This window comes from Actinophytocola xinjiangensis (assembly GCF_001921215.1).
Lineage (GTDB): Bacteria > Actinomycetota > Actinomycetes > Mycobacteriales > Pseudonocardiaceae > Actinophytocola > Actinophytocola xinjiangensis.
In genome coordinates this window covers 147690-172833 of record NZ_MSIF01000005.1, presented here as the reverse complement: position 1 = coordinate 172833, position 25144 = coordinate 147690, and the positions used below count along the sequence as shown (strand labels likewise).

General features: G+C 69.7%; 22 protein-coding genes. 21 read left to right on the top strand and 1 reads right to left on the bottom strand.

From position 1 onward, the window contains the following. Positions 1-210: 210 nt before the first annotated feature. On the bottom strand, positions 211-1086 hold the full coding sequence (locus tag BLA60_RS13365) for a hypothetical protein (protein WP_075133167.1): 876 nt from the start codon (positions 1084-1086) through the stop codon (positions 211-213). Between the two features lie 297 nt (positions 1087-1383). On the opposite strand from BLA60_RS13365, the gene rplJ reads away from it, so the two are divergent. The 21 genes from rplJ to rpsL all read left to right on the top strand — a co-directional run bounded on the left by rplJ (position 1384) and on the right by rpsL (position 25143). Next, positions 1384-1926: a 50S ribosomal protein L10 gene (gene rplJ / locus BLA60_RS13360; protein WP_075133166.1), complete on the top strand. Its 543-nt coding sequence runs from the start codon at positions 1384-1386 to the stop codon at positions 1924-1926. Positions 1927-1961: 35 nt separating this feature from the next. Continuing rightward, positions 1962-2354 (top strand): 50S ribosomal protein L7/L12, encoded by a 393-nt coding sequence (rplL, locus tag BLA60_RS13355; protein ID WP_075133165.1) that lies wholly within the window; start codon positions 1962-1964, stop codon positions 2352-2354. Positions 2355-2490: 136 nt separating this feature from the next. Further along, on the top strand, positions 2491-3609 hold the full coding sequence (locus BLA60_RS13350) for an ABC transporter ATP-binding protein (RefSeq protein WP_075133164.1): 1119 nt from the start codon (positions 2491-2493) through the stop codon (positions 3607-3609). Next, positions 3606-4397, top strand: a complete 792-nt coding sequence (locus tag BLA60_RS13345) for an MlaE family ABC transporter permease (RefSeq protein ID WP_075133163.1) — start codon at positions 3606-3608, stop codon at positions 4395-4397. Before BLA60_RS13350 ends, BLA60_RS13345 begins: the two co-directional genes overlap by 4 nt. Before the next feature lie 2 nt (positions 4398-4399). After that, positions 4400-5239: an MlaE family ABC transporter permease gene (locus BLA60_RS13340; protein WP_075133162.1), complete on the top strand. Its 840-nt coding sequence runs from the start codon at positions 4400-4402 to the stop codon at positions 5237-5239. Between the two features lie 19 nt (positions 5240-5258). Beyond that, positions 5259-6578 carry an MCE family protein gene (locus BLA60_RS13335; RefSeq protein WP_075133161.1) on the top strand — a complete coding sequence of 440 codons (1320 nt, stop codon included), beginning with the start codon at positions 5259-5261 and terminating at the stop codon, positions 6576-6578. After that, positions 6575-7609, top strand: coding sequence for an MCE family protein (locus BLA60_RS13330; protein ID WP_075133160.1), 1035 nt, complete (start codon positions 6575-6577; stop codon positions 7607-7609). Before BLA60_RS13335 ends, BLA60_RS13330 begins: the two co-directional genes overlap by 4 nt. Continuing rightward, complete coding sequence (locus BLA60_RS13325; RefSeq protein ID WP_075133159.1) at positions 7606-8589, top strand: MCE family protein; 984 nt, start codon at positions 7606-7608, stop codon at positions 8587-8589. Before BLA60_RS13330 ends, BLA60_RS13325 begins: the two co-directional genes overlap by 4 nt. Beyond that, on the top strand, positions 8586-9776 hold the full coding sequence (locus BLA60_RS13320) for an MCE family protein (protein WP_075133158.1): 1191 nt from the start codon (positions 8586-8588) through the stop codon (positions 9774-9776). Before BLA60_RS13325 ends, BLA60_RS13320 begins: the two co-directional genes overlap by 4 nt. After that, positions 9776-10948 (top strand): MCE family protein, encoded by a 1173-nt coding sequence (locus BLA60_RS13315; RefSeq protein WP_075133157.1) that lies wholly within the window; start codon positions 9776-9778, stop codon positions 10946-10948. Before BLA60_RS13320 ends, BLA60_RS13315 begins: the two co-directional genes overlap by 1 nt. Next, positions 10948-12207 carry an MCE family protein gene (locus BLA60_RS13310; protein ID WP_075133156.1) on the top strand — a complete coding sequence of 420 codons (1260 nt, stop codon included), beginning with the start codon at positions 10948-10950 and terminating at the stop codon, positions 12205-12207. The genes BLA60_RS13315 and BLA60_RS13310 overlap by 1 nt, the downstream gene beginning before the upstream one ends. A gap of 22 nt (positions 12208-12229) precedes the next feature. After that, positions 12230-12916 carry a hypothetical protein gene (locus tag BLA60_RS13305; RefSeq protein WP_075133155.1) on the top strand — a complete coding sequence of 229 codons (687 nt, stop codon included), beginning with the start codon at positions 12230-12232 and terminating at the stop codon, positions 12914-12916. 32 nt (positions 12917-12948) lie between these two features. After that, on the top strand, positions 12949-14082 hold the full coding sequence (locus tag BLA60_RS13300) for a hypothetical protein (RefSeq protein ID WP_154814322.1): 1134 nt from the start codon (positions 12949-12951) through the stop codon (positions 14080-14082). After that, positions 14076-14696 (top strand): hypothetical protein, encoded by a 621-nt coding sequence (locus BLA60_RS43160; RefSeq protein WP_154814321.1) that lies wholly within the window; start codon positions 14076-14078, stop codon positions 14694-14696. The genes BLA60_RS13300 and BLA60_RS43160 overlap by 7 nt, the downstream gene beginning before the upstream one ends. Beyond that, entirely contained in the window at positions 14693-15319 is a 627-nt protein-coding gene (locus tag BLA60_RS13290) for a hypothetical protein (protein ID WP_084734892.1), read from the top strand. The genes BLA60_RS43160 and BLA60_RS13290 overlap by 4 nt, the downstream gene beginning before the upstream one ends. A 290-nt stretch (positions 15320-15609) precedes the next feature. Next, the gene (rpoB, locus tag BLA60_RS13285) at positions 15610-19101 is read left to right on the top strand and encodes a DNA-directed RNA polymerase subunit beta (protein ID WP_075133153.1); all 3492 of its coding nucleotides are present in this window, start codon (positions 15610-15612) and stop codon (positions 19099-19101) included. A 45-nt stretch (positions 19102-19146) separates the two neighbouring features. Then, the gene (locus tag BLA60_RS13280; protein WP_075133152.1) at positions 19147-23046 is read left to right on the top strand and encodes a DNA-directed RNA polymerase subunit beta'; all 3900 of its coding nucleotides are present in this window, start codon (positions 19147-19149) and stop codon (positions 23044-23046) included. A 75-nt stretch (positions 23047-23121) separates the two neighbouring features. Continuing rightward, entirely contained in the window at positions 23122-23658 is a 537-nt protein-coding gene (locus BLA60_RS13275) for a DinB family protein (protein WP_075133151.1), read from the top strand. 99 nt (positions 23659-23757) lie between these two features. Next, positions 23758-24033 (top strand): type II toxin-antitoxin system Phd/YefM family antitoxin, encoded by a 276-nt coding sequence (locus BLA60_RS13270; RefSeq protein WP_075133150.1) that lies wholly within the window; start codon positions 23758-23760, stop codon positions 24031-24033. Further along, positions 24030-24434: a type II toxin-antitoxin system VapC family toxin gene (locus tag BLA60_RS13265; protein WP_075133149.1), complete on the top strand. Its 405-nt coding sequence runs from the start codon at positions 24030-24032 to the stop codon at positions 24432-24434. The genes BLA60_RS13270 and BLA60_RS13265 overlap by 4 nt, the downstream gene beginning before the upstream one ends. A gap of 334 nt (positions 24435-24768) precedes the next feature. After that, a complete protein-coding gene (gene rpsL, locus BLA60_RS13260; RefSeq protein ID WP_030473471.1) occupies positions 24769-25143 on the top strand; it encodes a 30S ribosomal protein S12 in 375 nt (124 codons plus the stop codon). The last annotated feature ends 1 nt before the right edge of the window (position 25144 follow it).

The following is a 25144-nucleotide window of genomic DNA, read 5'->3' as shown; positions in this document are numbered from 1 at the left end:
GTCTCCGGCGTGCGGTCAGGGTCGGCTCTCTCGGCCTGCGCCTGCGGTAGCAGAACGGCGACGACGCTGGCCGCGGCCAGTGCACCAGCCCCCGCTATCAGGGCTTTTCTGGTGGCCGGCCGGTGTTTGGCTCCCAATTCGCGACCTCCTCGGTAGTGGAATCGGGCGAACTGTGTCCGATTCCCAATACGGGGAGAACGCGGCGGCGGTTCACGACGTCGGCGGACTGGCCGGTTCGCCGGAGCAGGTTTCCTGCTCGTAGGCGGTGACGATCCACTGCCCGTCGAGCGACTCCTCGATCACGCCGAGGGTGAACCGGCCGAGTCGGGGACCGCCCTCGACGTCCAGGTCGCACGAGCTGACCGTGGCCGTCTGGCCGGTGGGGGTGGCGGCGGACGCCGGGATCCACGGGTTGGCGTACTCGTCCTTCATGCCCTCGGTGACCTGCGCCTTCAACGTGTCGACGACGGTCTCGCAGGAGTCGCCGCCGAAGGCGTTGGTGAACTGGGTGCGAGCCTGCGGGGTGAAACGGTCGCAGGTGCCGCGCTGGTCGCCCATCGCGATGTTCTCGTAGACCCGGCGTACGGCGCTGCGCGGGTTCTTCTCGAACAGCAGGCGGTCCTTGGTCTTGTTGCCGCCGATCTGGGAGGCCGGGGCCTGGGAGGGTGGGCCGCCGAAGAAGTAGTCGATGGCGAACCAGCCGGCGCCGATCAGCAGCAGCACCACGACGACCGCCGTGACGATCTTGCTGACGGCCGCGCCCAGCGCCCGGCGGATCGGTCCGCGCCGTGGCTGCTGTGGCCCCCACGGTTGCAGGAACCCCGGCGGCGGCGGTTCGCCCTGCGGGAAGCCGCGGTCGCGCTGCTGGCGCATCAGCTCCTGGAACTGCTGGAACTGCTGGAACTCGCGCACCTGCTCGGGGTCGATCACCGTCGGCTCGCGGGGAGCCGGCGGTGGCGCAGGGTCCGACGGTGGGGTCGGCGGCATGATCAGCTCGCCGCGGGGCGGGGTCGGCGCGTCGCCGGGGTCCTGGGCAGCCGGCGGTGGGCCGGGCTGGCCCGGGACCTCGTGCTCGTTGTCTGCCACGGCCCCCATCATGCCGTGCCGCGCCGGCCACGGACGGTACAAGGGGGGAGGCGATGCCAGAACGGTTACCGCGGGGGCGTACTGTTGTCGACGGTTCTACCGAAGACCGCTGGTCTCCGCGTCCGGGCAACCGGGAGCGGACGAAGGTCCTGGCTCGTCCGGGCGGCCCGCGCAGGTGAACGAGGTTACCGAGCGCGCGAGCGCTCGTTCACGCCCCGTGCCCTGCGCCGGGGCGTTCGTCGTTTTCCAGGGTCTTCTCCCAGGCTGGCGGTACCAAAGCCAAGAGAGGAGGCGACCATGGCGAAGGCAGACAAGGTTGAGGCCGTCGCTGAGATCGCGGACCGGTTCCGCAACAGCTCGGCTGCCGTTGTCACCGAGTACAGCGGTCTCACCGTGTCCCAGCTGACCACCCTGCGTCGCGCTCTCGGCACGGGCACGACCTACCGGGTCGCGAAGAACACCCTGGTCAAGCGGGCCGCGGAAAAGGCAGAGGTGGAGGGTCTTGACGACCTGTTCCTCGGGCCGACCGCGATCGCGTTCGTCGAGGGTGAGCCGGTGGACGCCGCGAAGGCGCTTCGCGAGTTCGCCAAGGAGCACAAGGGCCTGGTCATCAAGGGCGGCTACATGGATGGCCGCCCGCTCACGGTCGACGAGGTCGACAAGATCGCCGACCTCGACTCCCGCGAGGTGCTGCTCGCCAAGCTGGCGGGCGCCATGAAGGGCAACCTGTCGAAGGCGGCCGGCCTGTTCGCCGCGCCGACCACGAAGGCCGCTCGCCTGGTCGCGGCTCTGCAGGACAAGAAGGCGTCAGCCGAGCAAGCGGCCCCCGCCGAGAGCTGAACACCCCCACCACTTTCGAGAAAGGACATGCCGCTATGGCGAAGCTGAGCAACGACGAGCTGCTCGACGTGTTCAAGGAGATGACCCTCCTGGAGCTGTCGGGCTTCCTCAAGGAGTTCGAGGAGACCTTCGACGTCACCGCCGCCGCTCCGGTGGCCATGGCCGTCGGCCCGGTCGCCACCGGTGACGGTGGTGGCGGCGCCGCCGAGGAGCAGGACGAGTTCGACGTCGTCCTGGAGTCGGCCGGTGACAAGAAGATCCAGGTCATCAAGGTCGTGCGCGAGGTCGTGTCCGGCCTGGGCCTCAAGGAGGCCAAGGAGCTGGTCGAGTCCGCTCCCAAGGCCGTCCTGGAGAAGGTCACCAAGGAGGCCGCCGAGGCCGCCAAGGAGAAGCTCGAGGGCGCGGGCGCGACCGTCAACCTCAAGTGACCCTTCCCTAAACGGGCTGCTCAGGGCCGGTACCCCTTCGGGGTGCCGGCCCTGAGCGTTTCCAACTGGGCAGTAACCTCCGCGCGGCCCGCTCGTTGCACCTGGATGAAAACCGGGTGAGAACGCGGGAGGTTCGATGGGCGCCGAGGTCGTCGTCGAGGGCCTGACGAAGTCCTTCGGCCGGCAGACGATCTGGCGGGACGTCACGCTGACGCTGCCGCCGGGTGAGGTCAGCGTGCTGCTCGGACCGTCGGGCACCGGCAAGTCGGTCTTCCTCAAGTCGATGATCGGCCTGCTCAAACCCGACCGGGGCCGCTGCGAGATCAACGGCGTCGACATCGTCACCTGCTCGGAGCGCAAGCTCTACGAGATCCGCAAGATGTTCGGCGTGCTGTTCCAGGACGGCGCCCTGTTCGGCTCGATGAGCCTCTACGACAACGTCGCCTTCCCGCTGCGGGAGCACACCCGCAAGTCCGAGTCCGAGATCCGCCGGCTGGTGCTGGAGAAGCTCGACATGACCGGGCTGTCCGGCGCGGAGGGCAAGCTGCCCGGCGAGATCTCCGGCGGCATGCGCAAACGCGCCGGCCTGGCCCGCGCGCTGATGCTCGACCCGGAGATCATCCTGTGCGACGAGCCGGACTCCGGTCTGGACCCCGTCCGCACCTCCTACATCTCCCAGCTACTGATCGACCTCAACGCGCAGATCGACGCGACGGTCCTGATCGTCACGCACAACATCCACGTCGCGCGCACCATCCCGGACAACATCGGCATGCTGTTCCGCCGCGAGCTGGTCATGTTCGGTCCCCGCGAGGTGCTGCTGACCAGCGAGGAGCCGGCGGTCAAGCAGTTCCTCAACGGCAGTCGCATCGGGCCGATCGGGATGAGCGAGGAGAAGGACGAGGCGACGATGGCCGCCGAGCAGGCGCACGTCGACGCCGGCCACCACGACGGCGGCACCGAGGAGGTGCGCGGCATCGGCCCGCAGGCCGAACCCACGCCCGGCCTGCCGCAGCGCCAGGCGGTGCGCCGCCGCAAGGACCGCGTCATGCGGATCCTGCACACGCTGCCCGCCGGCGCCCAGCGGGCCATCGTCGACTCGCTCACCCCGGCCGAGCGCGCCGACTACGGCGTCGACACCGGCGGGCGGCCCAGCCCGTATCCGAGACCGGCCAGGCACGGCAGCCTCGCCGAGGAGATCGCGAAGCTGCCCGGGTCGAGCTGGCAGACCGGGCCGCCGGGATCCGGGGCATGACCACGGGGACGGTACGACCCTTCCCCGGGTCGGGGGCGTTGCGCGAGACCGGCCGGCTGTTCGCGTTGGCCCTGGACGTCATCGTGCAGACCTTCCGGCGGCCGTTCCAGGTCCGGGAGTTCATCCAGCAGTGCTGGTTCATCGCCAGCGTCACGATCCTGCCCACGGCGTTGGTCGCGATCCCGTTCGGCGCGGTCGTCGCGTTGCAGCTGGGGAACCTGATCGTGCAGTTGGGCGCGCAGTCGTTCACCGGCGCGGCCGCCGTGCTGGCGATCATCCAGCAGGCCGCGCCGCTGGTGACCGCGCTGATGGTCGCCGGGGCCGGCGGGTCGGCGATCTGCGCCGACCTGGGCGCGCGGACCATCCGCGAGGAGATCGACGCCATGAAGGTGCTGGGCGTCAACCCGATCCAGCGGCTGGTGGTGCCCAGGGTGCTGGCCGCGATGGTGATCGCGGTGCTGCTCAACGGCCTGGTGTCGGTCGTCGGCGTGCTGGGCAGCTACGTCTTCAACGTGGTGCTCCAGGACGGCACGCCGGGCGCGTACCTGGCGAGCTTCTCGGCGCTGGCGCAGCTGCCGGACCTGTGGATCAGCGAGATCAAGGCGCTGATCTTCGGGTTCATCGCCGGGGTCGTCGCCGCCTACCGGGGCCTCAACCCCCGGGGCGGTCCCAAGGGTGTCGGGGACGCGGTCAACCAGTCCGTGGTGATCACGTTCCTGTTGCTGTTCTTCGTGAACTTCGTGCTCACCGCCGTCTACCTCTCGATCGTCCCGCAGAAGGGGAGCTGATCATGGCCTCCATCGGGGACACCGCGAAGCGGGTGGCCAACGCCCCGCTGACCTGGCTGGACACCCTCGGTGACCAGCTGTCGTTCTTCCTGCGCGCGCTCGCCTGGATCCCCCGGACGCTGCGCCGCTACCTGCGGGAGACGATGCGGATCCTGGCCGAGGTCAGCTTCGGCTCGGGGGCGCTGGCGGTCATCGGCGGCACCATCGGCGTGATGATCGGCATGACCGTGTTCACCGGCACGGTCGTCGGCCTGCAGGGCTACGCGGCGCTGGACCAGATCGGCACGGCCGCGTTCTCCGGGTTCGCCTCGGCCTACATCAACACCCGCGAGGTGGCGCCGCTGGTCGCTGGGCTGGCGCTGTCGGCGACCGTGGGCGCCGGGTTCACCGCGCAGCTGGGCGCGATGCGCATCTCCGAGGAGATCGACGCCCTGGAGGTGATGGGTGTGCCGAGCCTGCCGTTCCTGGTGACCACCCGGATCATCGCCGGGTTCATCGCGGTCATCCCGCTCTACATCATCGGCCTGCTCAGCTCCTACCTCGCGTCGCGGACGATCACCGTCTACTTCTACGGGCAGTCGGCCGGCACCTACGACCACTACTTCAACCTGTTCCTACCGCCGGAGGACGTGTTCTGGTCCTTCGGCAAGGTGCTGATCTTCGCCGTGGTGATCATCCTGGTGCACTGCTACTACGGCTACCGCGCCACCGGCGGCCCGGCCGGTGTCGGCGTGGCCGTCGGCCGTTCGGTGCGGACCACGATCGTCACGGCGGCGCTGCTCAACTTCTTCATCGGCTTCGCGGTCTGGGGCACGACCGTCACCGTCCGGATCGGTGGGTGATCGGGTGAGGTCCGCGCGTATGGCCACCGTCCGCCGCCGGCTGCTGGGCGTCGGGTTCATCGTGGTGATCGCGGCGCTGGTGAGCCTGTCGATCGCCATGTACAACAAGGCGTTCACGCCGGTGGTGCGGGTGGAGCTGGTCACCGACAAGCTGGGCAACCAGCTCCAGGTGCGCGGCGACGTGAAGATCCGCGGGCTGATCGTGGGGGAGATCCGCCGGATCACGCCGACCGAGCGCGGCTCGGAGCTGGAGCTGGCGCTGGACCCGGACAAGGTCGACGTCATCCCGCGCAACGTCTCCGCCCGGTTCATCCCCAAGACCCTCTTCGGCGACCGGTACGTCGCCCTGCAGATCCCCGACGACGCCGACCCGGTGTCGCTGGGCGAGGGCGACCGGATCGAGCAGGACCGCTCGGAGCCGGCCGTGGAGCTGTCCCAGGCGCTGGACAACCTGCTGCCGGTGTTGCAGGCGGTGCAGCCGCAGAAGCTGTCCACGACCCTGACGGCGATCTCCACCGCGCTCGACGGCCGGGGCGAGGAACTCGGCGAGACCCTCGTCGAGCTGGGCGAACTGGTCGAGGAGATCAACCCGCACGTGCCGCAGCTGACCCATGACCTGCGGGCGCTGGTCGAGGTCAGCGACACCTACACCGAGGCGATCCCGGACTTCGTGGACGCGCTGGAGGACCTGTCGGTCACCTCGCGGACCGTCGCCGAGCAGCGCGCGAACCTGCGGACCCTGTTCGGTGACGTGACCACCGCCAGCCGCGACCTGGAGTCGTTCCTGGAGGCCAACTCCGACAACCTGATCCGGCTGGCCGACAGTTCGCGGCCCACCCTGGAGCTGTTGGCGAAGTACTCGCCGGCCTACCCGTGTTTCCTGTCCCAGATGGGTGACCTGGTGGACGCGGCCAAGCCGGTGTTCGGCGGCGGCACGGACAAACCGGGCCTGCACGCGACGTTGGAGATCGTGGTCAACAAGGGTCCGTACGAGCCGGGCAAGGACGAGGTCGAGTTCGACGAGCACCGGGGCCCGCGCTGCTACGACCCGTCGCAGATGGGCAACCCGTTCCCCGACCAGCCGCCGGACGGCTCGCTGCGGGACGGCACGTCGCAGGGCCCGGCGAACCGGACGGTCCAGGACGGGATCCTGCCGCCGGCCAACACGAGTCCGAGCAGCGCGCCGGCCGCCGGTGGCCTGGCGAACTCGCGCGCCGAGCGGGAGTTCCTGGCCCAGCTGCTGGCGCCGAGCCTGGGGGTGGAGCCCGAGCAGGTGCCGGCGTGGGCGAGCCTGCTGGTGGGCCCGCTGTACCGGGGCGCGGAGGTGAGGTTCGAATGAGGGGCCTCGTCGCGCCGCTGATCAAGCTGATCGTGTTCACCGTGGTGACGGTGAGCGCCACGGCCGTGCTGGCGATCAGCATCGCCAACCTGGACCTGAGCAGCACCTCCAGCTACACGGCCAGGTTCACCGACGCGACGATGGTGCTGCCCGGCGACGACGTGCGGATCGCCGGCGTGCGGGTCGGCCAGGTCGAGGACGTGCGGATCGTGGACCGCCGCCAGGCCGAGGTGAGTTTCACCGTCGAGGCGCACCGCACGCTGCCGGCGTCGGTGGTCGCCCAGATCAAGTTCCGCAACCTGGTCGGCCAGCGGTACGTGTCCCTGACCCAGGGAACTGGCGACCGCCCCTACGACACGCTGGAGCCGGGCGACACCATCCCGATCGAACGGACCCGCCCGGCGCTGGACCTCACCGAGCTGTTCAACGGGTTCAAGCCGCTGTTCCAGGCGCTGTCGCCGGGGGACGTCAACCAGCTGTCCTACGAGATCATCCAGGTCCTGCAGGGCGAGGGCGGCACGGTCGAGTCGCTGCTGGCGCACACCGCGACGCTGACCTCCGCGATCGCCGACAAGGACCAGGTGATCGGCGAGGTCATCACCAACCTCAACAGCGCCCTGGACACCATCAACGCGCGCGGCGACGAGCTGTCGACGCTGGTGGTGCAGGTCCAGCAGCTGGTCTCGGGGCTGGCGGCCGACCGCGAGCCGATCGGCGACGCGATCGAGGCGCTCGGCGGCCTGGCCCAGACCACCTCCAGCCTGCTCGACGACGCCCGCGAGCCGCTCAAGCAGGACATCGCCGCGCTCGGCGCGCTCACCGACAACCTCAACGACAGCGAGCAGTTGGTGGAGCACTTCATCCAGTTCCTGCCGGAGAAGACCGCGAAGCTCACCCGCACCGTCAGCTACGGCTCCTGGTTCAACTTCTACCTGTGCTCGATGGAGGGCTCGGTGGGCATCCCGGGCGTCATCCAGCAGCCGGTCAACGTGCCGCTCTCGGCCGCGTCCGCCGGGAGGTGCACGCGATGAGGTCCTTCGGCTCCCGCAACCCGATCCCGATCGGGATCTCCGGCATCGTCGTGCTGGGGCTGGCGTTCACCGTGGCGATGTTCGCCGACGACCTGCCGATCATCGGCGGCGGCACCAGCTACAGCGCGGAGTTCTCCGAGACCGCCGGCCTGGGCCCGGACGACGAGGTGCGCATCGCCGGGGTGAAGGTCGGTGAGGTCTCCGACCTGGACCTGGAGGGCGACCGGGTGGTGGTGACGTTCAAGGTCAAGGACGCCTGGGTCGGCGACCGCACCTCGGCCGCCATCAAGATCAAGACCGTGCTCGGGCAGAAGTACCTGGCGCTGGACCCGGCCGGCCGCGAGGTCCTCGACCCGGCCGACCGCATCCCGCGCGAACGCACCGCCGCGCCCTACGACGTGCTGGAGGCCTTCCAGGGCCTGGCCGAGACCACCAACGAGATCGACACCGTGCAGCTCGCACAGAGCTTCGAGGTGATCTCGCAGACCTTCGCCGACACCCCGCGCGACGTGCGCGCCGCGCTCACCGGACTCCAGTCGCTGTCGAAGACGATCTCCTCCCGCGACGGGCAGCTCGCCCAGCTGCTGACCAACACCAGGAAGATCAGCAAGACCCTGGCCGAACGCGACGCCGAGGTCGTGAAGCTGCTGGAGGACGGCAACCTGCTGCTGGCCGAGGTGACCAAGCGCCGCGAGGCGATCAGCACCCTGCTGTCGGGCACCCAGGCGCTGGCCACCGAGCTCAAAGGCCTGGTCGACGACAACAACGAGCAGCTGGCGCCGGTGCTGGCCAGCCTCGACCGGCTGACCGACATGCTGGCCCGCAACCAGGAGGAGCTGGCCGCCGGCCTGCGCAACCTGGCGCCGTTCGTGCGGCTGTTCAACAACGCCGTCGGCTCCGGGCGCTGGTTCGACAACTACATCTGCGGCCTGGTGCCGCCCACCACGGGCGGCCTCAACCCGAAGGGGTGTCTCGCATGACCGCCGCCACCCGCCGGGGCCGCGACCTGGTCCGCGGCGTGGCCGTCGCGGTCGTGCTGGCCCTGGTGGTCGCCGGCGCCCTGTGGTGGGTGCTCCTCGACGCCAACCAGCGCCGCTACGTGGCCCTGTTCGACGGCGTGATCGGCCTCTACGAGGACAACGACGTGCGGGTGCTGGGCGTGAAGGTCGGCGAGGTCGACGTCGTCGAGCCGCGCGGTGACCTGGTGCGGGTGGAGATGCTGGTCGACCGGGACGTGCCGATCCCGGCCGGCGCGGACGCGGTGATCGTCTCGCCGTCGCTGGTCAGCGACCGGTACGTGCAGTTCACCCCGGCCTACACCGGCGGGTCGGTGATGGCCGAGGGGACCGTGCTGCCGCTGGAGCGCACGGCCACCCCGCTGGAGGTCGACGAGCTGTACGCGAGCCTCAACCGGGTCAGCCGCACGTTGGGACCCAACGGCGCCAACGCCAACGGCGCGCTGGCCGACCTGCTGGACACCGCCGCCGCCAACCTCGACGGCAACGGCGAGGCGATGAACCAGACGATCGTGCAGCTGTCCAAGATGGCCGACACGCTCTCCGGCAGCGACCAGGACCTGTTCGCCACGGTCGACAACCTGGCCCGGTTCACCTCGGCGCTGGCCGAGTCCGACGAGCAGGTCAACCGCTTCGGCGAGCAGGCCGCGCAGGTGAGCGCGTTCCTGGCCGACGAGCGCGGCGACCTGGCCGAGGCGGTGCGGCAGCTGGGGGTGGCGCTGGGCTCGGTGCAGCAGTTCATCGACGAGAACCGGGGTCGCATCCGGTCCAACGTGGACAAGCTGGCCTCGGTGACCAGGGTCCTGGTCGACGAGCGGGCGGCGCTGGCCGAGGTGCTCGACATCGCCCCGGTCGCCCTGTCCAACATCATCAACAGCTACAACGGTTCCGCCGGCACGCTCGACGCCCGCTCCAACCTCAACGAGCTGACCGACCCGCCGATCGTGATGATCTGCCGGCTGCTGCGCACCGGGTCCCCGGCCGACATCCCGCCGGCGCTGGGCGAAACCTGCGAGGGGCTGGCCTCGGTCGTCGACGGCGCCGTGCCGATCCCGCCGGTGTCCGAGGTGCTGACCGCGTTGCAGTCCGGCGAGCTTCCGCCGCTGCCCCTGCCGCTGGCCAGGGTCTACGGGCTGGGCGGTGCCCGGTGATGCGCCGCCTCGCCCTGGTCGCGGTCGCCGCGCTCACGCTGTCGGGCTGCTCGGAGTTCACCGGCATCTACGACGTGCCGCTGCCCGGTGGCGCCGACCTCGGCGACCACCCGTACACGGTGAAGGCGCGCTTCGCCGACGTGCTGGACCTGGTGCCGCAGTCGGGGGTGAAGGTCAACGAGGTGGCCGTCGGGCGGGTCGAGGACATCCAGCTCGCCCCGGACGGCTGGACCGCCGAGGTGACCATGCGGGTCAACGGCGACGTGACGCTGCCGGCCAACGCGCTGGCGATGCTGCGCCAGTCGAGCCTGCTGGGGGAGAAGTACGTCGAGCTGTCCCCGCCGCCGCCCGACCGCGCGGCCGGCCGGCTGGCCGACGGCGCGCTGATCCCGGTGGAGCGCACCAACCGCAACACCGACATCGAGGAGGTCCTGGGCGCGCTGTCGATGCTGCTCAACGGCGGTGGCATCGAGCAGTTGCAGAACATCGCCCAGGAGCTCAACGCGGCGTTGGCCGGCAACGAGGCCGACATCCGCGCCACGCTGAACGGCGTCGACGACCTGGTGTCCACGTTGGACGAAAGCCGGGACGACGTCACGCACGCCATCGACGGGCTCAACCGGCTGGCCGACACCCTGAACAAGGACAAGGACCGGCTCGCCGGCGCCATCGAGACCCTCGGGCCCGGCCTTCAGGTGCTGACCGACCAGCGCACCCAGCTGGTCACCATGCTCCAGTCGCTGGACTCGCTCTCGGACGTGGCGGTGCGGACCGTCGACGCCAGCCACGAGGACCTGGTCGCCGACCTCACCGCGCTCACGCCCGCGCTGCGCAAGCTCGGCGAGGCCGGCTCGGACCTGCCCAAGGCGCTGGAGCTGCTGTTCACCATCCCGTTCTCCGACGAGGCGGCCAACGGCGTGCACGGCGACTACTTCAACCTCTACCTGCGGGTCGACCTGAACCTGCAGACGATCATCGACAACCTGTCCCGCAGCCGCCGCAGTCCACTTCAGGACATCCCGATCGTCGGCGACCTGACCGGCGGCAAGGACGGCGAGGGAACCCCGCTGCTGCCCGTCCCGATCCTCGGCGGCGGCTCCGGTTCCGGCGCTCCCGGCGGTTCCGGGGGACTGGGCGGGCTGATCGGCGGAATCCTGGGCGGGGGGCGCTGATGCTGACCACACGCGTGCGGCTGCAGATCGCCGCGTTCTTCGTGATCTCGGTGGTCGCCGTGGTCTACGCGCTGTTCCGGTTCACCGACCTCGGCAAGGCCTTCGGCGCCGACGGCTACACCGTGCGCCTTGACCTGGAGGAGTCCGGCGGCATCTTCACCAACGCCGAGGTCACCTACCGCGGCTACAACATCGGCCGCGTCGGCGAGATCCGGCTCACCGAACAGGGCCTGCGGGTCGACCTGGACATCGACCCCGACATGCCGCCGGTGCCGGCCGACCTGGACGCCGTGGTGGCCAACCGGTCGGCCGTCGGCGAGCAGTACGTCGACCTGCGGCCCCGCCACGACAGCGGCCCCTACCTCGACGCCAGCTCGGTGATCCCCGCCGACCGCACCAGCACCCCGGTCGGCACCGACGTGCTGATCCGCGACCTGGACAGCCTCGCCAGCTCGGTGCCCACCGAGTCGCTGCGGACCGTGGTCGACGAACTGGACCGCGCGTTCGCCGGCACCGGCGACGACCTGCGCGTCCTGCTCGACGCCACCGGCGACTTCACCCGCACCGCCAAGGCCCACCTGCCAGAGACCATCTCGCTGATCCACGACGGCGGCACGGTCCTGGACACCCAGAACGTCCAGTCGACCAACATCAGGGACTTCGCCGGCGACCTGGCGGCGCTGTCCGAGCAGCTGCGTGCCTCCGACCCCGACCTGCGCCGGCTGATCACCACCGCGCCGCGGGCGGCCACGGCCGTCAGTGATCTGCTCCGCGAGTCCGGCCCCGGCCTGTCGGCGCTGTTCGCGAACCTGCTGACCGCCACCGACATCGTGGCCCTGCGCCAGGACGGCGTCGAGTACACCCTGGTCGCCTACCCGCTGCTCAGCGCCGCCGGCCAGGGCCTGCTGGCCGCCGACCCCGGGCAGGCACACCTTGGCCTGGCGCTCAACCTGTTCAACCCGCCGCCGTGCACCAGGGGCTACGAGCGCACCGACCGCCACGACGGCACCGACGGTTCCAGCACCGGCACCCCGGTGCCCGCGAACACCTACTGCGCCGAGCCGCCCGGCAGCCCGATCAACGTGCGCGGCTCGGCCAACGTCCCCTACGGCGGCCAGCCGGCCGTGGCCTCGCCGCCCCGGCAGGCTCCGGTCGAGGGTGCCCCCGGGGTGAACCCGACCAGGGTGCCCGGCACCCTGACCGCCCCCGGCATCACCGTGCCGCCGTCCCTGGCCGCCCTGTTGGGACTGCCCGGGTGACCCGGCTCTACCCTGGAGAGTTATGACTTCCCCGGCTGACAGTGACGTCAACCACGACGTCGAAGGCTCGGACGACAGCCCGGATTCCGTCGAGGTCCCCGAGGTCGAGGAGACCGCCGAGCCGGAACCCGCCCCAGGGTCGGACTCCCGCACGAAGCTGCCGTCGATCGTGCTGGCGGCGGCGGTCGCGCTGCTGGTCGCGGCGGTCGGGGTGGCCGGCTGGTTCGGCGTGGCCTGGTTCCGTGCCGCCAACGACGACGGGCTGGAGTACTCGGCGATGCGCGTCGAGGTCGACCGCCAGGCGCGGATCGCCGTCGAGACGATGAACACCCTGGACTACCGCGAGCTGGAGGACGGCCTGGCGAGATGGTCGGCGGTCACCACCGGCACGCTGAACGCCGAGATCACCCGGCTGACCGACGAGGACAAGAAGAGCCTCACCGACGCCAAGTGGGTGACCAGGTCCAAGGTCCGCTCGCTGGCCGTGCGGGAGCTGGACGACCGGGGCGGCAAGGCGATCGTGATCGCCGCCGTCGAGACGACGCTGTCGCTGGGCGGCGGCGAGCCCAAGACCGACTTCAAGCGCGTCGAGGGCACCCTGCTGCGCACCGAGAACGGCTGGAAGCTCGATGTGCTGACCCCCGTGCAGTCCGCGCAGCAGCCGCCGGCCGAGCAGCCAGCCGAGCCCGCCGCGCCGCCCTCCCGCTGACCGGCGACCTCACCGAAAGGACGTGCGCAGCCGTGCCTCCGTCACGCCGCCGCCCCACCCCGAACCCGGGCCAGCAGCCCCCGGTGCGCCGCCCCCGCGTGGCCGGCCTGCGTCACCGCCCGGGCCCCGACACGCCCGCTCCGGAGGACACCACCGCGGACACCACCGCGGAGGACACCGCCCAGGAAGCGAAGGCCGCGCAGTCACCGGCCGCCGAGCCCGAGCCACCGGCGAAGGACGACGACCGGCCCGGCGTCGACCTCGGCACCACCGACCCCGAGCCCGAAGCACCCGAGCCCGAAGCACCCGAGCCCGAAAAAGCCAAGGCTGAAAAAGCCAAGGCCGAGGAAGCCAAGGCCGACGAGGCTGCGCCGCCCGAGCCCGAGTCAGCCAAGGCCGCCGAGTCCGAGACCGCCGAGGCCGAGGAGGCAGCGGAAGCCGAACCGACAGCCCTGGTGGCCCGGTCGGCGCGGCACCGGGCCCAGCGGCCGGCCGGCAAGCGCCGGGCCGCCGGCGTCACCCGCCCGGCCGACCTCAGCTCCGCCGAGTCCGACTCCCGGGCCGCCGCCGACTCCGCCCCCCAGCCGCGCCCGAACCCGCACCGCGCGGCCCGCCGGCGCGGCGTGCGCCACCCGTACCCGGTGGCCGCCGTCCTGGCCGTCGTCGCGGTGCTCCTCGGGGCGGGCGCGTTCTGGTTCCGGGGCGAGGCCAGTGCGCTGGAGAGCCGAGACACGAACACCGCGCTGACCGACTCGTCGACCACCAGCGAGGTCCTTGGCCAGCTGACCACGGCCGTCGAGACGACGCTGAGCTACAACTACACCGACCTGGAGTCGACCAAGAAGGCCGTCGACGCGTCGCTGACCGAGTCCGCGCGCTGCGAGTACGACATGCTGTTCAAGCAGCTGATGCAGCTGGCCCCGGAGCAGAAGCTCATCCTGGCGACCACGGTGCGTGACATCGGTCTGGTCAGGCTGGACGGTGACCGCGCCGAGGCACTGGTGTTCATCGACCTGGTCTCCACCCGTGTCGACACCAACAAGACGGTGCCCGGCGAGGCCGTGTTCGGCGTCCGCGCCCGCCGCGACGGTGACTCCTGGAAGATCATCGAGTTCAACATGTTCGACCAGGAGCTGGTGACCGGAGAACCGGTTCCACAGTGCTGAACGCGCCCCCGTACCCGCCGTCGCCCCAGTCATCGCCCCAGCCGTCGCCCCAGCCGGTCCGCCGGAAGGCGGCCCCGCTGGTCGCCGCCGTGGTGGCGGTGGTGGTGGCGGCCGGGGTCGCGGTCTGGGCGCTGGTCCGGCTGGTGGTGGCCAACGACGACCTGGCCGACGCCGAGCGGGAGCTGTCGACGGTACCGGCCGTCGAGGTCCAACCGGTGGCCACGGTGCGTGACGACGTGTCGGTCGCCGCGCAGCGGGCGATCGCCGTGCTCAACACCCTGGACCACCGCACGGTCGACCGGGACCTGGCGGCGTGGGCCGAGGTGACCACCGGTGAGCTGCACGAGCAGGTCAGCACGCTCGCCGGGGACCAGCGCGCCCAGCTCGTCGAGATGGAGGCGGTCACCGAGGGCCGGGTGGTGCGCCTGGCGGTCCGGGACCTGGACGAGCGGGCGGGCACGGCGACCGTGCTGGCCGCCGTCGAGGTCGTCAAGGAGTCCGCCGGCGCCGGTCCGACCACCGCCCACCAGCGCATGGTCGCCACCCTGACCAGGGCCGGCGACGAGTGGAAGCTGTCCGCACTGTCCAGCCTCCCGTACGAGGAGCCCCGGTGATCCCGCAGCAGCCGCCGCCCCCACGCCCCGGCCGGGCCCCGGTGTTCGCGCTGGTGGCGGTGGCCGTGCTGCTCGCCGGCGCGTCGGTGTGGATGTTCGTCGCCGCCGGCTCGGCCGCGCGGGACGCCGACCGGGTCACCGACCAGGTCCGGCGCACCGAGCGCGCCGCCGAGCAGGCCGCCCAGGCGCCCAACCGGGCGCTGGTCGACACGGCGGCGACCGCCGAGGTCACCGACTGGTTGCGGACCGCGGTCGAGGCGGCGTTCAGCTACGACCACACCGACCTCGACGCCGCGCAGCGGGCCGCCGACCGCTACCTGACCGGCGACGCCCGCTGCCAGTACGACCAGTTGTTCGCCCAGGTCCGGGAGCAGGCGGTGACGCAGCGGATCGTGTTGCGCACGACGGTCCGCGAGGTGGCGCTGGTGGAGCTGACCGGCGAGCGGGCCGAGGCGGTCGTGTTCATCGACCAGACCTCGACACGCGGTGACGGGCCGGCCACGACCGGTGCCTCCCAGTTCGCGGCGCGGGCCGAACGTGACGGCGCCGACAGCTGGCTTCTGACCAGCCTCGACTTCTTCGGACAGTCACCGTCCGGTGGCGTTGGGGAGCCGAAATGTTGAGCCGGACCAGCTGAATGTTCGCTGACGGCGCGGCTGAAACGCGGTGCGATCCTGGCGCGGCATCTTGACTCACTGACGCCCCGGGGTCACGCTATTCACCAAGCGCGCCTTCGGCTTGGAGGACGGTTGAGTGCGGGCCTAGACAGTCGCCGACTTTATGGCTAGACTGCCCCTTTGCGCTGCCCACTTTCGCATGCCCTAGACTGTTGGGCACGACCGCACCCCTGACCAGCTTAGTTACAGTTGCTAACAAGGCTGCTCGACCGCACATAGTCCTGGAAGGACGCATCTTGGCAGTCTCCCGCGCGACCAAGGCCACTGCTGCGACCAACTCCACCATGTCGAACTCGGGTATCCCTGGAGCGCCCCTCCGGGTCTCGTTCGCGAAGATCCGTGAGCCTCTCGGCACGCCCAACCTGCTCGACCTGCAGACCCAATCGTTCCAGTGGTTCACCGGTGCCGAGGCGTGGTTCCAGCGCCGTGTCGACGCCGGTGACGAGAACCCGGTCGGTGGCCTCGAAGAGGTCCTGAACGAGATCTCGCCCATCGAGGATTTCTCCGGCTCGATGTCCCTGTCCTTCTCCGACCCACGCTTCGACGAGGTCAAGGCCTCGACCGAGGAGTGCAAGGACAAGGACATGACCTATGCCGCTCCGTTGTTCGTCACCGCCGAGTTCACCAACCACTCCACTGGCGAGATCAAGAGCCAGACGGTGTTCATGGGTGACTTCCCGGTGATGACCGACAAGGGCACGTTCATCATCAACGGCACCGAGCGTGTCGTGGTCTCCCAGCTGGTCCGCTCGCCCGGCGTGTACTTCGACACCAGCGTCGACAAGACCACCGACAAGGACGTGTTCAGCGTCAAGGTCATCCCCAGCCGCGGTGCGTGGCTGGAGTTCGACGTCGACAAGCGCGACACCGTCGGTGTCCGCATCGACCGCAAGCGCCGCCAGCCGGTCACCGTGCTGCTCAAGGCCCTCGGGTGGTCCACCGAGCAGATCCGCGAGCGGTTCCACTTCTCCGAGACGCTGCTCGCGACCCTGGAGAAGGACCACACCGCCGGCACCGACGAGGCGCTGCTGGACATCTACCGCAAGCTGCGCCCGGGTGAGCCGCCGACCAAGGAGTCCGCGCAGACCCTGCTGGAGAACCTGTTCTTCAAGGACAAGCGCTACGACCTGGCCAAGGTGGGTCGCTACAAGGTCAACAAGAAGCTGGGCCTCGGCATCCCCGGCAGCACCGGTGTGCTGACCGAGGACGACATCGTCACCACGATCGAGTACCTGGTCCGGCTGCACGCCGGCGACACGTCGATGACGATCGACGGCACCGAGGTCCCGGTCGAGGTCGACGACATCGACCACTTCGGCAACCGGCGCATCCGCACGGTCGGCGAGCTGATCCAGAACCAGATCCGGGTCGGCCTCTCGCGCATGGAGCGCGTCGTCCGTGAGCGGATGACCACCCAGGACGTCGAGGCGATCACGCCGCAGACCCTGATCAACATCCGCCCCGTGGTGGCCGCGATCAAGGAGTTCTTCGGCACCTCGCAGCTGTCGCAGTTCATGGACCAGACCAACCCGATCGCGGGCCTGACGCACAAGCGCCGGCTCAACGCGCTCGGCCCCGGTGGTCTGTCCCGTGAGCGCGCGGGCATGGAGGTCCGCGACGTCCACCACAGCCACTACGGCCGCATGTGCCCGATCGAGACGCCGGAAGGCCCGAACATCGGCCTGATCGGCTCGCTGTCGAGCTACGGCCGGGTCAACCCGTTCGGCTTCATCGAGTCCCCGTACCGCAAGGTCATCGAGGGTCAGGTCACGGACCAGATCGACTACCTGACCGCCGACGAGGAGGACCGGCACGTCATCGCCCAGGCGAACGCGCCGCTGGACGAGCTGGGCCACTTCGCCGAGGACCGCGTCCTGGTCCGCAAGAAGGGCGGCGAGGTCGAGTTCATCGAGCCGTTCGACGTGGACTACATGGACGTCTCGCCGAGGCAGATGGTCTCCGTCGCGACCGCGATGATCCCGTTCCTGGAGCACGACGACGCCAACCGCGCGCTGATGGGCGCCAACATGCAGCGCCAGGCGGTGCCGCTGCTGCGCAGCGAGTCGCCGCTGGTGGGCACGGGCACCGAGCTGCGTGCCGCCGTCGACGCCGGTGACGTGGTCGTCGCCGAGAAGGACGGCGTGGTCGAGGAGCTGTCGGCCGACTTCATCACGGTGATGGCCGACGACGGCAGCCGCCGCACCTACGGCCTGCACAAGTTCCGCCGCTCCAACCAGGGCACCTGCGTCAACCAGCGGCCGATCGTCTCCGAGGGCGACCGCGTGCTGGCCGGCCAGGTCATCGCCGACGGGCCGTGCACCGAGAACGGTGAGATGGCCCTCGGCAAGAACCTGCTCGTGGCGATCATGCCGTGGGAGGGCCACAACTACGAGGACGCCATCGTCATCTCGCAGCGGCTCATCCAGGACGACGTCCTCACCTCGATCCACATCGAGGAGCACGAGATCGACGCGCGGGACACCAAGCTCGGCGCCGAGGAGATCACCCGGGACATCCCGAACGTCTCCGAGGAGGTCCTGGCCGACCTCGACGAGCGCGGCATCATCCGCATCGGTGCCGAGGTGGGCGACGGCGACATCCTGGTCGGCAAGGTCACCCCGAAGGGCGAGACCGAGCTGACCCCCGAGGAGCGGCTGCTGCGCGCGATCTTCGGTGAGAAGGCGCGCGAGGTCCGCGACACCTCGCTGAAGGTGCCCCACGGCGAGACCGGCAAGGTCATCGGCATCCGGGTGTTCTCCCGCGAGGACGAGGACGAGCTGCCCCCGGGCGTCAACGAGCTGGTCCGGGTGTACGTGGCGCAGAAGCGCAAGATCCAGGACGGCGACAAGCTCGCCGGCCGCCACGGCAACAAGGGCGTCATCGGCAAGGTGCTGCCCGCCGAGGACATGCCCTTCCTGCCCGACGGCACCCCGGTCGACGTCGTGCTCAACACCCACGGTGTGCCGCGTCGTATGAACATCGGCCAGGTGCTGGAGCTGCACCTCGGTTGGCTGGCCTCCCAGGGCTGGCAGATCGAGGGCTCCCCGGAGTGGGCCAAGGACCTGCCCGAGGACCTGTACGACGTGCAGCCGGGGACGCACACCGCGACCCCGGTGTTCGACGGCGCCAAGGAGCACGAGCTCACCGGCCTGCTCGGTTCGACCCGGCCCAACCGGGACGGCGAGCGGATGGTCGGCGAGAACGGCAAGGCGCGGTTGTTCGACGGGCGTTCCGGCGAGCCGTTCCCGTTCCCGGTGGCGGTCGGCTACATGTACATCCTGAAGCTGCACCACCTGGTCGACGACAAGATCCACGCCCGTTCGACCGGCCCGTACTCGATGATCACCCAGCAGCCGCTCGGCGGTAAGGCCCAGTTCGGTGGCCAGCGCTTCGGTGAGATGGAGTGCTGGGCGATGCAGGCCTACGGCGCGGCCTACACGCTGCAGGAGCTGCTGACGATCAAGTCCGACGACGTGCTCGGCCGCGTGAAGGTCTACGAGGCCATCGTCAAGGGCGAGAACATCCCGGAGCCGGGTATCCCGGAGTCGTTCAAGGTTCTGCTCAAGGAGCTGCAGTCGCTCTGCCTGAACGTGGAGGTCCTCTCCAGCGACGGCGCGGCGATCGAGATGCGCGACGGGGACGACGAGGACCTCGAACGCGCCGCGGCCAACCTCGGCATCAACCTCTCCCGCAACGAGTCGCCATCCGTCGATGACGTCGTGAACTGACCTTGGCCCGCCTCCGGCTTCTAGGAACAAAGGGGAAGACCCGTCTTGCTTGACGTCAACTTCTTCGACGAGCTTCGCATCGGCCTGGCGACCGCGGACGACATCCGTCAGTGGTCCTTCGGTGAGGTGAAGAAGCCCGAGACCATCAACTACCGCACCCTCAAGCCCGAGAAGGACGGACTCTTCTGCGAGAAGATCTTCGGCCCCACCCGGGACTGGGAGTGCTACTGCGGCAAGTACAAGCGCGTCCGCTTCAAGGGCATCATCTGTGAGCGCTGTGGCGTCGAGGTCACCCGCGCCAAGGTGCGCCGTGAGCGGATGGGCCACATCGAGCTGGCCGCGCCGGTCACCCACATCTGGTACTTCAAGGGCGTGCCCTCGCGCCTGGGCTACCTGCTCGACCTGGCCCCGAAGGACCTTGAGAAGATCATCTACTTCGCGGCGTACGTGATCACGAGTGTGAACGCGGAGCTGCGGCACAACGACCTCGCCACGCTGGAGAGCGAGATCGGTGTCGAGCGCAAGCAGGTCGAGAACCGCCGCGACGCGGACATCGAGGCCCGGGCCCAGAAGCTCGAGGCCGACCTGGCGGCGCTGGAGGAGGAAGGCGCCAAGAGCGACGTCCGCCGCAAGGTCAAGGAGGGCGGCGAGCGCGAGATGCGCCAGCTCCGTGACCGGGCCCAGCGCGAGCTGGACCGGTTGGAGGAGATCTGGAGCACCTTCACCAAGCTGGACTCCAAGCAGCTCATCGCCGACGAGGTGCTCTACCGCGAGCTGATCGACCGCTACGGCGACTACTTCACCGGCTCGATGGGCGCCGAGGCGATCCAGAAGCTGGCGGCGGACTTCGACGTCGAGGCCGAGGCCGAGAACCTGCGCGACACGATCCGCAACGGCAAGGGGCAGAAGAAGCTCCGCGCCCTCAAGCGGCTCAAGGTCGTCGCGGCGTTCGCGCACACCAGCAACTCGCCGATGGGCATGGTCCTGGACTGCATCCCGGTCATCCCGCCGGACCTGCGGCCGATGGTCCAGCTCGACGGTGGCCGGTTCGCCACCTCGGACCTCAACGACCTGTACCGCCGCGTGATCAACCGCAACAACCGCCTCAAGCGACTGATCGACCTCGGCGCGCCCGAGATCATCGTCAACAACGAGAAGCGGATGCTGCAGGAGGCCGTCGACGCGCTGTTCGACAACGGTCGTCGTGGCCGCCCGGTCACCGGCCCTGGCAACCGGCCGCTGAAGTCGCTGTCGGACCTGCTCAAGGGCAAGCAGGGCCGGTTCCGCCAGAACCTGCTCGGCAAGCGCGTCGACTACTCGGGCCGTTCGGTCATCGTGGTCGGCCCGCAGCTCAAGCTGCACCAGTGCGGCCTGCCCAAGGCGATGGCGCTGGAGCTGTTCAAGCCGTTCGTGATGAAGCGGCTGGTCGACCTGAACCACGCGCAGAACATCAAGTCCGCCAAGCGGATGGTGGAGCGCGCCCGGCCGGCGGTGTGGGACGTGCTGGAAGAGGTCATCACCGAGCACCCGGTGATGCTCAACCGCGCGCCGACGCTGCACCGACTGGGCATCCAGGCCTTCGAGCCGCAGCTGGTGGAGGGCAAGGCCATCCAGCTGCACCCGCTGGTCTGTGAGGCGTTCAACGCCGACTTCGACGGTGACCAGATGGCGGTGCACCTGCCGCTGTCGGCCGAGGCGCAGGCCGAGGCCCGGATCCTGATGCTGTCGTCGAACAACATCCTGTCGCCGGCGTCGGGTCGTCCGCTGGCCATGCCGCGTCTGGACATGGTCACCGGGCTGTTCCACCTGACCCGCCTCAAGGAGGACGGCGCGGGCGCCGGCCAGGCGTTCTCGTCGCCGGCGGAGGCCATCATGGCCTTCGACCGCAAGGTCATCGACCTGCAGTCGCCGATCAAGGTCCGGATCACCGACCGCGCGCCGAACTCGGCCGACAAGCCGGAGGGCTGGGAGCCGGGTCAGCAGTGGCTGGCGTCCACGACGCTGGGCCGGGTGCTGTTCAACGACCTCCTGCCGGAGGACTACCCGTTCATGAACGAGCCGATGCCCAAGAAGCGGCAGGCGGCGATCGTGAACGACCTCGCCGAGCGGTACCCGATGGTCACCGTGGCGCGGACGCTGGACAAGCTGAAGGACGCCGGTTTCCACTGGGCGACCCGTTCGGGTGTCACCATCGCCATCTCCGACGTGGTGGTGCCGCCGAACAAGCAGCAGATCCTGGACTCCTACGAGCAGAAGGCCGACGCCGTCGAGAAGCGGTACCAGCGCGGTCAGCTCTCCCACACGGAGCGCAACAACGAGCTGGTCAAGGTCTGGGGCCAGGCGACCGAGGAGGTCGCCGAGGCCATGGAGGCCAACTTCCCCGACGACAACCCGATCCCGATGATCGTGAAGTCGGGTGCGGCGGGCAACATGACCCAGGTCCGGTCGCTGGCCGGTATGCGTGGTCTGGTGTCCAACCCGAAGGGTGAGTACATCCCGCGTCCGATCAAGGCCAACTTCCGTGAGGGCCTGTCGGTGCTGGAGTACTTCATCGCCACGCACGGTGCCCGCAAGGGTCTGGCCGACACCGCGCTGCGGACCGCCGACTCGGGTTACCTGACCCGTCGTCTGGTGGACGTGTCGCAGGACGTGATCGTCCGCGAGATCGACTGTGGCACCACCCGCGGCATCAACATGATGATCGGCGAGCCCGGTCCGGACGGCACGATCATCCGTGACCAGCACGTGGAGACCAGCGTCTACGCGCGCACCCTGGCCGAGGAGATCACCGACGCGGACGGCAACGTCCTGCTCAACCGCGGTGACGACCTCGGCGACCCGGCGATCGAGAAGCTGATCACCTCGGGTGTGGTGAAGGCCAAGGTCCGCAGCGTCCTGACCTGCGAGTCCGCTGTCGGCGTGTGTGCCACCTGCTACGGGCGGTCCATGGCGACCGGCCAGCTGGTGGACGTCGGCGAGGCGGTCGGCATCGTGGCGGCGCAGTCCATCGGTGAGCCGGGTACCCAGCTCACGATGCGTACGTTCCACCAGGGTGGCGTCGCCGGTGACGACATCACCACGGGTCTGCCGCGTGTGCAGGAGCTGTTCGAGGCCCGCATCCCGAAGGGCAAGGCGCCGATCGCCGACGTCGACGGCCGGGTGCGGATCGAGGACGGCGACCGCTACTGGAAGATCACGCTGATCCCGGACGACGGCAGCGAGGAGCTGGTGTTCGACAAGCTGTCGAAGCGCCAGCGCCTGGCGGTCACGCCCAGCGGCCCGCTCGCCGACGGCGACCACGTGTCGGTCGGCCAGCAGCTGCTGGAGGGCACGCCGGACCCGCACGAGGTCCTGCGGGTCATGGGTCCGCGCGAGGCCCAGCTGCACCTGGTGGACGAGGTCCAGAAGGTGTACCGGGCGCAGGGTGTGTCGATCCACGACAAGCACATCGAGGTCATCGTCCGGCAGATGCTGCGGCGGGTCACGATCCTCGACTCGGGTGCCGCGGAGTTCCTCCCCGGTGCGCTGGTCGAGCGTGCGTCGTTCGAGTCGGAGAACCGCCGCGTGGTGGCTGCCGGCGGCGAGCCCGCCTCGGGCCGCCCGGTGCTGATGGGTATCACGAAGGCGTCGCTGGCCACCGACTCGTGGCTGTCGGCGGCGTCGTTCCAGGAGACCACCCGCGTGCTGACGGACGCGGCCATCAACGGCCGTTCCGACCAGCTCGTCGGCCTCAAGGAGAACGTGATCATCGGTAAGCTGATCCCGGCCGGGACCGGCATCAACAAGTACCGCAACATCCAGGTCCAGCCGACCGAGGAGGCCCGGGTCGCCGCCTACGCGATCCCGAGCTACGACGACGGCTACTACACCCCGGACGTGTTCGGTACCGGCACCGGCGCAGCCGTCCCGCTGGACGACTACGACTTCGGTCGCGACTACCGCTAGTCAGCTGACAACGACAGGGAGCCCCCGACGCCAGTCGGGGGCTCCCGCGTTTTCGGGGTGCTGGATGCTGGTCGCATGATCGCACCGGACACGAAGGACTGGACCTGGGTACTGCGGCGGCCGTGCCAGGAGTGCGGGTTCGACGCCACGGCGGTTGCGCCCGACGAGGTTCCCGCCCTGCTGCGCCGTACCGCGGCGGCCTGGCCGGCGCTGCTCACCGGTGACCATCTGCCCGACGCCGCCCGGCGGCCGGCACCGGACAAGTGGTCTCCGCTGGAGTACGCCTGCCACGTCCGGGACTGCTGCCGGGTGTACGCCGAGCGCCTGCACCTCATGCGTACCGAGGACGACCCTGCCTACCCGAACTGGGACCAGGACGTCACCGCCGTGCAGGACCGCTACGCCGAGCAGGACCCGGCGACGGTGGCCGTCGAGCTGACCGAGGCGGCGGAGGTTCTCGCGGCGGCCTTCGAGCGGGTCGACGACTGGACCAGGACGGGCTCGCGCGGCGACGGCGCCACCTTCACCATCGACACCTTCGCCCGCTACTTCATCCATGACCCGATCCACCACCTCTACGACGTCACCGGCCAGCGGACGACGACCCGGTAGCTGGCGACGGTCGGTCACGAAACTGGCCAGGGGCGTGACGCCGGCACCCGTCCGTGTGACGCCCAAAGTAAGTACTACTTCCGTAGTAAGATCGATGGCATGGAGCAGGTCCCCATCCGCGAGCTGAACCAGGACACTGCCGGAGTCCTCGCGCGAGTCGAAGCCGGCGAGTCCCTGGAGATCACCAACCGGGGCAAGCCCATTGCTCGCCTCGTGCCCGCCGGTGTGCCGGACGAGGTGAGCGACCTTGTCGCGGCCGGTCGGATGATCCCGGCGAGTCACCGAGGCCCCTTCGTCATGCCGACGCTCAAGGCCCCGGTGGGCGCGGACGCGGGTGAGCTGATCAGCAGGCTCCGGGACGAGGAGAGGTTTTGATCTACCTCGATTCCAACGCCGTGGTGAAGCTCGTTCGCGTGGAGAAGGGCACCGCACAGCTGGTCACGTGGTTGGGCACCCAGCCCGATGGCGAGTTCGTCTCGTCCGTGCTCGCGGAGGTGGAGGCGACTCGCGCGTTGTGGCGTGAACAGCCGGAGGCCATTTCCGGGATGGCGGTCAAACTGCGGCAGGTCTCGCGGATGGAGATCGACGCGACGGTCCGGGCCACCGCCGCGGCCTACATGGATCCACATCTCCGTTCGTTGGACGCGATCCACCTGGCGACCGCCGAGAACCTCGTCGCGTCGGGCAAGCACATCAGCGCGTTCGTGACCTACGACAAGCGGCTTGCCTCGGCGGCGGCCGGGGCAGGGTTCAGCGTGGTCGCGCCGGGGGCCTGACGGGGGCCGGGAGCCGACCGTCTAGCCTGGGGGTGGTTCCCCGCGCGACGTCGAGGTACCCCGGTTTTGACCGCCTCCGAGGTGGCGGGTATCTTGGGTACTCGCGCCCGGCCTAGGTCGGGTCAATCCGCGTGCCTGTGCGCGGAGGTCCACCTCCGGTGGACACCCGGCAGTAACCGCGGAGTTCCTTCCGAGCCTCGTAGGGATGATTCAATCCTGCCCGAGCGTTATGAGGAAGGGCGACACGCCCGACCTCGTGATACGGCGGGATCGGGTGGAACAAGAGCAGCACCGACCACACGCAGTAGCAACACCAGTCGAAGAAAGCCGGTCCATGCCCACGATCCAGCAGCTGGTCCGTAAGGGCCGCCAGGACAAGGTCGCCAAGCAGAAGACTGCGGCCCTCAAGGGAAGCCCGCAGCGGCGTGGCGTGTGCACCCGCGTGTACACCACCACCCCGAAGAAGCCGAACTCCGCGCTGCGCAAGGTCGCGCGCGTCAAGCTGACCAGCGGTATCGAGGTCACGGCCTACATCCCGGGTGAGGGCCACAACCTGCAGGAGCACTCGATGGTCCTGGTCCGCGGTGGCCGGGTGAAGGACCTGCCCGGCGTCCGCTACAAGATCATCCGCGGCTCGTTGGACACGCAGGGCGTGAAGAACCGCAAGCAGGCTCGCAGCCGGTACGGCGCGAAGAAGGAGAAGAGCTGAG

Coding starts and splice junctions, on each gene's coding strand:
- rpsL (WP_030473471.1), top strand. CDS start 24,769: ATGCCCACGATCCAGCAGCTGGTCCGTAAGGGCCGCCAGGACAAGGTC.
- BLA60_RS13275 (WP_075133151.1), top strand. CDS start 23,122: ATGATCGCACCGGACACGAAGGACTGGACCTGGGTACTGCGGCGGCCG.
- BLA60_RS13315 (WP_075133157.1), top strand. CDS start 9,776: ATGCGCCGCCTCGCCCTGGTCGCGGTCGCCGCGCTCACGCTGTCGGGC.
- BLA60_RS13330 (WP_075133160.1), top strand. CDS start 6,575: ATGAGGGGCCTCGTCGCGCCGCTGATCAAGCTGATCGTGTTCACCGTG.
- BLA60_RS13270 (WP_075133150.1), top strand. CDS start 23,758: ATGGAGCAGGTCCCCATCCGCGAGCTGAACCAGGACACTGCCGGAGTC.
- BLA60_RS13305 (WP_075133155.1), top strand. CDS start 12,230: ATGACTTCCCCGGCTGACAGTGACGTCAACCACGACGTCGAAGGCTCG.
- BLA60_RS13340 (WP_075133162.1), top strand. CDS start 4,400: ATGGCCTCCATCGGGGACACCGCGAAGCGGGTGGCCAACGCCCCGCTG.
- BLA60_RS13325 (WP_075133159.1), top strand. CDS start 7,606: ATGAGGTCCTTCGGCTCCCGCAACCCGATCCCGATCGGGATCTCCGGC.
- BLA60_RS13310 (WP_075133156.1), top strand. CDS start 10,948: ATGCTGACCACACGCGTGCGGCTGCAGATCGCCGCGTTCTTCGTGATC.
- rplJ (WP_075133166.1), top strand. CDS start 1,384: ATGGCGAAGGCAGACAAGGTTGAGGCCGTCGCTGAGATCGCGGACCGG.
- BLA60_RS13320 (WP_075133158.1), top strand. CDS start 8,586: ATGACCGCCGCCACCCGCCGGGGCCGCGACCTGGTCCGCGGCGTGGCC.
- BLA60_RS13350 (WP_075133164.1), top strand. CDS start 2,491: ATGGGCGCCGAGGTCGTCGTCGAGGGCCTGACGAAGTCCTTCGGCCGG.
- BLA60_RS13335 (WP_075133161.1), top strand. CDS start 5,259: ATGGCCACCGTCCGCCGCCGGCTGCTGGGCGTCGGGTTCATCGTGGTG.
- rplL (WP_075133165.1), top strand. CDS start 1,962: ATGGCGAAGCTGAGCAACGACGAGCTGCTCGACGTGTTCAAGGAGATG.
- BLA60_RS13345 (WP_075133163.1), top strand. CDS start 3,606: ATGACCACGGGGACGGTACGACCCTTCCCCGGGTCGGGGGCGTTGCGC.